Raw genomic sequence first — 8,834 nt, 5'->3', positions numbered from 1 at the left:
ACCCGCAACTGGTTCGAGACGGAATATCCGCAGTTCCTCGAAGCGGCGTCCAAGCCGATCGACCGCGAGAAACGCTCCAACGAGCATGCCAGCCACATATTGGAGGCGCTGGAGACCAACCGCGTCTATCGCGGCCACTTCAACGTCAAGAACAATGGCGTGATCACCAACCTGCCGCAGGATGCCATCATCGAGTCGCCGGGCTTCGTCGACCGTTTCGGCATCAACATGGCCGCCGGCATCACGTTGCCGGAGGCTTGCGCCGCCACCTGCATCGCTTCGATCAACGTCCAGCGCATGTCGGTGCATGCCGCGATATCAGGCGACATCGATCTTCTGAAGCTCGCCGTGCTGCATGACCCGTTGGTCGGCGCGGTTTCGACGCCGGAGGAGGTCTGGCAGATGGTCGACGAAATGGTCGTCGCCCAGGCAGCCTGGCTGCCGCAATACGCCCATGCGGTTCCGGCCGCCAGGGAGCGGCTGTCGACATCCAAGGTGAAGACCCGCGAGTGGGCGGGCGCCGCACGGCGCAGCGTTCGCTCGATCGAGGAATTGCGCGCCGAAAAAGCCGCGCTGAAGCAAGCCGGCTGAAACGGGCCGGCTGAAACGGGCCGGCTGGAAATTCATGCGGTGATGGTGGATCCATGGGAGGCGGATCCACTGCCACGAAGCCGTTTGAATTCGAGGAGAGGCGGAGCGGGTGCAAACGCTCCGGACAAACAAGAGGGAGAGAGACAGTGAGGAATTTACGCAATATCGGCCTTGCTGCCGGACTGGCGCTGAGCGTCTCGGTCTCGGCACTCAGTGCTTACGCTTCCGAGCCGACGGTTCCGCCGGCGCCGACACCGTTTCCCGCCGAAGGCAAGATCAATTATGTCGCGCGCGACTCCATTCTGGAGTTCAAGGCGCTTCCCGAATATCACGAGCCGGACTGGGTCACCGAGAAATACGTCAAGACCGGCAAGCTTCCGCCGGTGAAAGACAGGCTGCCGAAGGAGCCGCTGGTCTTCAAGACGGGCAATATGCAAGACGGCATCGGCGTCTATGGCGATACGATGCGCCACGTCATCGGCGGGCGGCCGGAAGGCTGGAACTACGGCGCCGGTCAGACGCAAGGCTGGGGCGGCATCGACATCGGCCTCTCCGAATGCCTGACGCGCACCGCCCCGCTGTTCCAGGTCGAGGCCAAGGACACCGAGCCGCTGCCGAACCTGGCCAGGAGCTGGGATTGGTCGAGCGATGGCCACAAGCTGACCATGCACCTCATCGAAGGCGCGAAGTGGTCGGACGGCGTGCCGTTCAACGCCGACGACGTTATGTTCTACTGGGACGACGAGGTCGTCGATCCCAACGTCTCGCCGCTGAACGGCGCCACGCCGGAAACCTTCGGCGTCGGCACGACGTTGAAGAAGATCGACGACTACACCGTCGAATGGACCTTCAAGGACGCCTTCCCGAAGCAGTACCTGTATGCCATGGCCTACGGCACCTTCTGTCCTGGTCCCGCGCACATCCTGAAGCCGCAGCATCCGAAATATTCGAAGAACACCTACGATCAGTTCAAGAATGCCTTCCCGCCGGAATTCATGAACATGCCGGTGATGGGCGGCTGGGTCCCGGTCGAATACCGGCCGGACGATATCATCGTCATGCGCCGAAATCCCTATTATTGGAAGGTCGACGAAAAGGGCAATCAACTGCCCTATCTCAACGAACTGCACTACAAGCTGTCGACCTGGGCCGATCGCGACGTCCAGGCGGTGGCCGGCGCGGCTGATTTTTCCAATCTGGAGCAGCCGGAAAACTTCGTCGCCTCGCTGAAGCGTGCGGCGGAGGCGAACGCGCCTGCCCGTCTTGCTTTCGGCCCGCGGCTCATCGGCTACAATCTGCGCTTTAATTTTTCCGCCAATGGCTGGGGCAATCCGGACGAACGCGGCCAGGCGATCCGCGAGCTGAACCGCAACGAGGATTTCCGCAAGGCCGTCACCATGGCGCTCGACCGCAAGGCGCTCGGCGACTCGCTGGTCAAGGGGCCGTTCACCGCCATCTATCCCGGCGGCTTGTCGTCAGGAACCAGCTTCTACGACCGCAATTCGACGGTCTACTACCCCTTCGACCTCGATGGCGCCAAGGCGGAACTCGCCAAGGCCGGCCTCAAGGACACGGACGGCGACGGCTTCGTGAATTTCCCTTCCGGCACCGCCGGCGGCAAGAATGTCGAGATCGTGATGCTGGTCAACAACGACTACACGACCGACAAGAGCCTTGCCGAAGGCGTCGTCGCCCAGATGGAAAAGCTCGGGCTGCGGGTCGTGCTCAACGGCCTCAACGGCACCCAGCGGGACGCTTCGCAATACTCCGGCCGCTTCGATTGGCTGGTCCGGCGCAACGAACAGGAACTGACCTCGGTGGTGCAGAACACCGTGCAGCTTGCCCCTGTCGGCCCGCGCACCAGCTGGGACCATCGTGCGCCGGAAAATGGCGAGGTCGACGTGATGCCGTTCGAAAAGGACCTCGTCGACATCGTCAACAAGTTCGTCTCCACGCAGGACAATGACCAGCGCGCCAGCTTGATGAAACAATTCCAGAAGATCTCGACGGAGCACGTCTACAATGTCGGCCTGACGGAATATCCCGGCGCGCTGATCGTCAACAAGCGCTTCTCGAACATTCCGCAGGGCACGCCGATCTTCATGTTCAACTGGGCCGAGGATTCGATCATCCGCGAACGGGTGTTTGTCGCCGCAGACAAGCAGGCGAAATATGAATTGTTCCCCGATGAGCTGCCCGGCAAACCCGGAGAGAAGGGGCTGATGAATTAGGTTTACCTCCCTGACTGAGAGACCTCCGGCCGCGCCGCTGGCGCGGCCGGACAAACCAACCTCCGGACGCAACCAAGGGCGCGATCGGCGAGACAAGGAACGAACCGTCCATGCTGCGATTCCTGCTCACGCGCATAGCGTCGGCAATCCCGGTCCTCGCCATTTTGAGCCTGGCCACCTTTGCCATCATCCAGGCGCCGCCGGGCGACTATGCCGACTACATCCGTTCGCAGGCGATCAACCAGGGTGGAGCTTCCTTTGCCGAGGCCGACGCGCAGGCAAAGGCCTATCGCATCGAGCATGGCCTCGATAAGCCGCTGCCCGTGCAGTATCTCAACTGGATCGTCGGCATCGTCACTCGAGGCGATTTCGGCTACAGCCTGTACTACAACAAACCGGTCGCCGATGTGGTCGGAGAGCGCCTGCCGCGCACGCTCCTTCTGGCGCTGGTCTGCCATCTGCTGGCCTCGGTGCTGGGCATCACATTCGGCATATGGGCGGCGACAAGGCAATACACCTGGATCGACTCGACACTGTCGGCCATCTCCTTCCTCGGTATGACGGTGCCGCGCTTCCTGATGGCGCTGATCATCGTCTATCTCCTGGTCTTCCAGTTCAACGTGTCTGAGATCGGCTCATTCTTCTCGCCGCAATATGGTGGTGCGCCGTGGTCGTGGGCCAAATTCGTCGACCTCGTCAAACATGTCTGGCCGGTGGTGGCGATCGCCACTTTCGGCGGCCTCGCCTACAATATGCGCGTCATGCGCGGCAATCTGCTCGATACGCTGAACGCGCAATATGTCGAGACGGCAAGGGCCAAGGGGCTGACGGGTGCTGCCGTCGTCATGCGCCACGCCGTGCCCAACGCGCTGCATCCGCTCATCATGTATCAGGGCGTGGTGCTGCCCTATATGCTGACCGGCGAGATCGAGACGGCGATCATCTTCGCACTGCCGACCGTCGGCCCGGCGATCGTCGGCTCCATGGCTGTCGGCGACGTCTATGTCACTGCCACCTTCATGATGGTCCTGTCGGCGACACTCATCGTCGGCAACATCATCGCCGACATGCTGCTCGTGCTGCTCGATCCGCGCGTGCGCCAGTTCGGGGAGCGTTGAGATGCTGGCGCGCGATCCATCCCCTCCACCGCTGCCTGCCGAAGGGCCCATCGTCGCCAAACCGGCGCATGGCAACGAAAGCTACATGGCGCTTGTCTGGCGCCGGCTGAAGCGCTCCTGGACCGGCATGGCCGGGCTCTGGCTCGTCGTGCTGCTGCTGGTGATGGCCGTATTAGCCGAATTCATCGCGCCAATGGACCCGAAGGTCACGGATGTCGGCTTCGCTCCGCCGCAGGTGCCAAGCTTCCATGACAGAGACGGCGGTTTCACCGCACGGCCGAGGGTCTATGCGCTGGCCGATTCGGCGGACCTCGATCCGGTCACTTTCCAGCCCGTCGTCGGCCCCGACTATGATCATCCTAGGCTGCTCGGTTTCTTCGTGCATGGCGCGCCCTACAAGCTGTTTGGGCTGCTGCCGGCGGACCGGCATCTGTTCGGCTCGCTGGACGGCCAGCCGGTGCATTTCCTGGGCACCGACAAGTTCGGCCGTGACGTGCTGTCGCGCGCCATCCACGGCTCGCGCGTCTCGCTGATGATCGCCCTGACGGTCGTCTTCATCATCACCGTCATTGGCACCATCGTCGGCATGGTTTCCGGCTATTTCGGCGGCAGGTTCGATGTCTGGATGCAGCGCTTCGTCGAACTGGTGCTCGCCTTCCCGCAGCTGCCGCTCTATCTGGCGCTGACGACACTGATCCCGGTCACCGCTCCCACCAACGTCTTCCTCGCTTTCGTCATCATCGTCATGTCGGCCTTGGGCTGGGCGCAGATGTCGCGCGAAGTGCGCGGCAAGACGCTGGCGCTGGCGCGGATCGAGTATGTGCGCGCCGCCATGGCGGTCGGCGCCACCGACCGGCGCATCATCATGCAGCACATCTTCCCCAATGTGATGAGCCATGTGATCGTCGCCGTGACGCTGGCGATCCCGACCGTGGTGCTGCTCGAATCCTTCCTCGGTTTCCTCGGCTTCGCCGTCAAGCCGCCGCTGATCTCGTGGGGCCTGATGCTGCAGGACACCGCGACCTATTCCGTCATCGGCACCTATCCCTGGATCCTGTCGCCGGTCGGTTTCGTGCTCGTCACCGTCTTTGCCTTCAACGCGCTTGGCGACGGCCTGCGCGACGCCGTCGACCCTTATTGAGGTGCTGAGATGACCGTCGCGCTCGCCGAATCCTTCGCACCGATCGTCCGTCACGACCATGACGGACGCCAGGACCAGCCGATCATCGATGCCCGCAACGTCGCCGTGGCCTTCAAGGTGGAGCATGGCGTCGTCGAAGCGGTCAAGGACATCTCGTTCCAGCTCTATCGCGGCGAGACGATCGCCATCGTCGGCGAATCCGGTTCGGGCAAGTCGGTGACGGCGCGCACCGTCATGGGCCTGCTGTCGCGGCGCGCCACGGTGTCGCCCGGCTCGAGCGTCTGTTATGACGGGCAAAACATCCTGAAATTTCCCGAGAGCGCCCGGCGCAAGCTGCGCGGCAACCGCATCTCGATGATCTTCCAGGAGCCGATGAGTTCGCTCAACCCGATCTATACGGTCGGCAGCCAGATCGTCGAGGCGATTCGGGTGCATCGTAAGGTCAGCCGCAAACAGGCTTGGGCGCGAGCGCTCGAACTTCTGCAGCACGTGCAGATTCCCGATCCTGCCGCGCGGCTCAGACAATACCCGCATCAGCTCTCGGGCGGGCAACGCCAGCGGGTGATGATCGCCATGGCGCTGGCCAACAATCCCGACGTGCTGATCGCCGATGAGCCGACCACGGCGCTCGATGTCACCGTCCAGGCGCAGATCCTGAACCTGATCCGCAGCCTGCAGAAAGAGCTGCGCATGGCGGTGATCCTGATCACCCACGACCTCACCGTGGTGCGCCAGTTCTCCGACTACGTCTATGTCATGCAGCATGGCGAAATGTGCGAGCACAACGTCACCGAACGGCTCTTCGCCGACCCGCGGCATCCCTATACGAGGCGGCTGCTGGCTTCAGAGCCGCATGGGCAGCCGAAGCCGCTGCCGGAGGGCTGTGGCACCATTCTCGAGGCCAGCGGCGTGCGCGTCTCATTCATGCTGCGCCACGGCACCTTTCTGAAACCCGACTGGCGCGAATTGGTCGCCGTCGACGATCTCAGCCTGAAACTCTGTCGTCATGAGACGCTGGGGCTGGTCGGCGAGTCCGGCTCCGGCAAGACCACCTTCGGCCAGGCCCTGCTCCGGTTGATCGACGCCAAGCGCGGCGAGATCCGTTTCGACGGCAAGCCGATCCACGGCCTGTCGCGGGCCGAGATGCGGCCGTTGCGCTCGCGCATGCAGATCGTCTTCCAGGATCCGTTCTCCTCGCTCAACCCGCGCATGACGATCGGCCAGATCATCGAGGAAGGGCTGATCGTCAACAGCATAGGGGCGACGCGGCGCGAGCGGGTCGAACGGGTGCGCGACGCGCTGGTCAGCGCCGGCATGCCGGGCGATATACTGTCGCGGTTTCCGCACGAATTCTCTGGTGGCCAGCGGCAGCGCATTGCGATCGCCCGCGCCATAGCGCTTGAACCAGAATTCATCCTGCTCGACGAGCCGACATCGGCGCTGGACCTCTCCGTCCAGGCGCAGATCATCGACCTCCTGCGCAAGCTGCAGGACGAGCGCGGCCTCAGCTACCTCTTCATCTCGCACGACCTCAAGGTGGTGCGTGCGCTGTGCCATCGCGTGATCGTCATGCAGAACGGCAAGATCGTCGAGCAGGGCCCCGTCGACGACATCCTGTCCAATCCCAAGACCGCTTACACCGAACGGCTCGTCAGGGCCGCTTTCGATGTGGCCTGAACATATGCCGGAGGTTAGCATGGCAAGAAATCCCAAGATCACGTTCATCGGCGCCGGCTCGACGGTGTTCATGAAGAACATTGTCGGCGACGTGCTGCAGCGCCCGTCGCTGTCCGGCGCGACGATCGCGCTGATGGACATCAATCCGCAGCGGCTGGAAGAGAGCGCCATTGTCGTCAACAAGCTGATCGCGACGCTTGGCGTCAAGGCGAAGACCGAGACCCATTCGGATCAGCGCAAGGCGCTGGCCGGCGCGGATTTCGTCGTCGTCGCCTTCCAGATCGGGGGCTACGAGCCCTGCACAGTCACTGACTTCGAGGTGCCGAAGAAATACGGCCTGCGCCAGACGATCGCCGACACGCTCGGCGTCGGCGGCATCATGCGGGGCTTAAGGACCGTGCCGCATCTGTGGAAGGTGTGCGAAGACATGCTCGCCGTCTGCCCCGATGCGATCATGCTGCAATATGTCAACCCGATGGCGATCAACACCTGGGCGATAGCAGAGAAATACCCTGAGATCAGGCAGGTCGGCCTCTGCCATTCGGTGCAGGGCACGGCAATGGAACTGGCTGAAGACCTCGACCTTCCCTACGAAGAGATCCGCTATCGCTCGGCCGGCATCAACCACATGGCGTTCTATCTGAAGTTCGAGCATCGCCAGCCGGACGGTTCCTACCGCGACCTCTACCCAGATCTCGTGCGCGCCTATCGCGAAGGCCGCGCGCCCAAGCCCGGCTGGAACCCGCGCTGTCCCAACAAGGTGCGCTACGAGATGCTGACCAGGCTCGGCTATTTCGTCACCGAGAGCTCGGAGCACTTTGCCGAATACACGCCCTATTTCATCAAGGAGGGCCGCCCCGACCTGATCGAGAAATACGGCATCCCGCTGGATGAATATCCCAAGCGCTGCATCGAGCAGATCGAGCGCTGGAAGGGACAGGCTGAAGCCTATCGCTCGGCCGATCGCATCGAGGTAGAGCAGTCCCGGGAATATGCCTCCTCGATCATGAATTCAGTCTGGACCGGCGAGCCGTCGGTGATCTACGGCAATGTCCGCAACAATGGCTGCATCACCTCGCTGCCCCGCGATTGCGCCGCCGAAGTGCCGTGCCTGGTCGATGCCTCCGGCATCCAGCCGACCTATATAGGCGAGCTGCCGCCGCAATTGACCGCGCTGATCCGCACCAACATCAACGTGCAGGAACTGACGGTGCGGGCTCTGATGACCGAGAACCGCGAGCACATCTACCACGCGGCGATGATGGATCCGCACACCGCGGCCGAACTCGATCTCGACCAGATCTGGTCACTGGTCGATGATCTCTTGGCCGCTCACGGCGACTGGCTGCCGGGCTGGGCGCGGGTGGCGCGCAAGACCGAGGCCGCCTGACGACCTCATTTCGGAGCGTCGGGATCCGTCTCTTCCTCGTCATCGCGGGCCTTGATGACATAGGCGCCCTTCAGCCAGCGGTTGAGGTCGATGTCCTTGCAGCGCGTCGAGCAGAACGGAAAGCTGTCGCGCGCCGAGGGCTTGCCGCATTCGGGACAGGGGCGCTTTGGGCGCAAGGGCGTGACTTTGGGATCGGAATTCACAGCCGGGTTCCCGCCAGCCAGCCGCCATGCACCTTGAAGCCTTCGCCGCTCAGCAGCGCGATGGTCTCATAGAGCGGCAGCCCGACGATGTTGGTGTAGGAGCCGACCAGCTTGACGACGAAGGCGCCGGCGAGGCCCTGGACGGCGTAGCCGCCCGCCTTGCCGCGCCATTCGCCCGAGGCGATATAGGCGTCGATCTCTTCGCGCGGCAGCCGCTTGAAACGCACCCGCGTCTCGACCAGGCGCTGGCGCAGCTTGCCACCCGGGGTGATAAGGCAGATGCCGGAATAGACCCGATGCGAACGGCCCGACAACAGCCCGAGACAGTTGGCAGCGTCGTCGAGGGTTTCTGCCTTGGGCAGGATGCGCCGCCCGACGGCAACCACCGTGTCGGCGGCCAGCACGAAACCCGGCGCATAGTCGGCTTCGGTCTTCAGTGAGGCGAACGCCTTCTCGGCCTTTTCCTTCGACAGCCGCTTGGCC

General features: G+C 63.1%; 7 protein-coding genes and 1 pseudogene. 6 read left to right on the top strand and 2 right to left on the bottom strand.

Going from position 1 to position 8,834, the window contains the following annotated elements; genetic code table 11:
- The 6 genes and pseudogenes from EN925_RS12085 to EN925_RS12060 all read left to right on the top strand — a co-directional run.
- Nucleotides 1-591, top strand: a pseudogene (locus EN925_RS12085) (alpha-glucosidase/alpha-galactosidase); the annotation flags it as partial.
- A gap of 146 nt (nucleotides 592-737) precedes the next feature.
- Nucleotides 738-2,822, top strand: coding sequence for an ABC transporter substrate-binding protein (locus tag EN925_RS12080; RefSeq protein WP_013530190.1), 2,085 nt, complete (start codon nucleotides 738-740; stop codon nucleotides 2,820-2,822).
- A gap of 110 nt (nucleotides 2,823-2,932) precedes the next feature.
- Entirely contained in the window at nucleotides 2,933-3,940 is a 1,008-nt protein-coding gene (locus EN925_RS12075) for an ABC transporter permease (RefSeq protein WP_013530191.1), read from the top strand.
- A 1-nt stretch (nucleotide 3,941) separates the two neighbouring features.
- Nucleotides 3,942-5,081, top strand: a complete 1,140-nt coding sequence (locus EN925_RS12070) for an ABC transporter permease (protein WP_127368849.1) — start codon at nucleotides 3,942-3,944, stop codon at nucleotides 5,079-5,081.
- Between the two features lie 9 nt (nucleotides 5,082-5,090).
- Complete coding sequence (locus EN925_RS12065) at nucleotides 5,091-6,758, top strand: ABC transporter ATP-binding protein (RefSeq protein ID WP_127368850.1); 1,668 nt, start codon at nucleotides 5,091-5,093, stop codon at nucleotides 6,756-6,758.
- A gap of 19 nt (nucleotides 6,759-6,777) precedes the next feature.
- Complete coding sequence (locus EN925_RS12060; RefSeq protein WP_127367163.1) at nucleotides 6,778-8,148, top strand: alpha-glucosidase/alpha-galactosidase; 1,371 nt, start codon at nucleotides 6,778-6,780, stop codon at nucleotides 8,146-8,148.
- Between the two features lie 5 nt (nucleotides 8,149-8,153).
- Here EN925_RS12060 and yacG read toward each other — a convergent pair whose 3' ends face one another.
- Nucleotides 8,154-8,351 carry a DNA gyrase inhibitor YacG gene (gene yacG, locus EN925_RS12055; protein WP_013530195.1) on the bottom strand — a complete coding sequence of 66 codons (198 nt, stop codon included), beginning with the start codon at nucleotides 8,349-8,351 and terminating at the stop codon, nucleotides 8,154-8,156.
- A partial coding sequence (locus tag EN925_RS12050) for a Maf family protein (RefSeq protein ID WP_128336567.1) occupies nucleotides 8,348-8,834 on the bottom strand: 487 nt, incomplete at its 5' end. The genes yacG and EN925_RS12050, both read right to left, overlap by 4 nt.

The organism is Mesorhizobium sp. M7A.F.Ca.US.006.04.2.1, assembly GCF_004022915.1.
Classification (GTDB): Bacteria; Pseudomonadota; Alphaproteobacteria; order Rhizobiales; family Rhizobiaceae; genus Mesorhizobium; species Mesorhizobium ciceri.
This window is presented reverse-complemented; position numbering and strand designations above follow the sequence as displayed.

Excerpts from the sequence above, each read along its gene's own strand:
- EN925_RS12075 (WP_013530191.1), top strand. The coding sequence starts at position 2,933 with ATGCTGCGATTCCTGCTCACGCGCATAGCGTCGGCAATCCCGGTCCTC.
- EN925_RS12070 (WP_127368849.1), top strand. The coding sequence starts at position 3,942 with ATGCTGGCGCGCGATCCATCCCCTCCACCGCTGCCTGCCGAAGGGCCC.
- EN925_RS12065 (WP_127368850.1), top strand. The coding sequence starts at position 5,091 with ATGACCGTCGCGCTCGCCGAATCCTTCGCACCGATCGTCCGTCACGAC.
- EN925_RS12060 (WP_127367163.1), top strand. The coding sequence starts at position 6,778 with ATGGCAAGAAATCCCAAGATCACGTTCATCGGCGCCGGCTCGACGGTG.